Source organism: Serratia sp. PL7 (genome assembly GCF_945957435.1).
Window position 1 is genome coordinate 1 of sequence record NZ_CAMFLB010000151.1, and the last position, 272, is coordinate 272.

1 rRNA gene is annotated in these 272 nt (G+C 53.7%); it reads right to left on the reverse strand.

What is annotated here, in order from left to right:
* A 16S ribosomal RNA gene (locus N6G83_RS54700) occupies positions 1 to 256 on the reverse strand; the annotation flags it as partial.
* Positions 257 to 272 lie beyond the last annotated feature (16 nt).

Here is a 272-nt window from a genome sequence, read left to right on the forward strand (position 1 = left end):
TCACCTACTAGCTAATCCCATCTGGGCACATCCGATGGTGTGAGGCCCGAAGGTCCCCCACTTTGGTCCGAAGACGTTATGCGGTATTAGCTACCGTTTCCAGTAGTTATCCCCCTCCATCGGGCAGTTTCCCAGACATTACTCACCCGTCCGCCGCTCGTCACCCAGGAGCAAGCTCCTTGTGCTACCGCTCGACTTGCATGTGTTAGGCCTGCCGCCAGCGTTCAATCTGAGCCATGATCAAACTCTTCAATTAAAAGCTTGATTTGCTG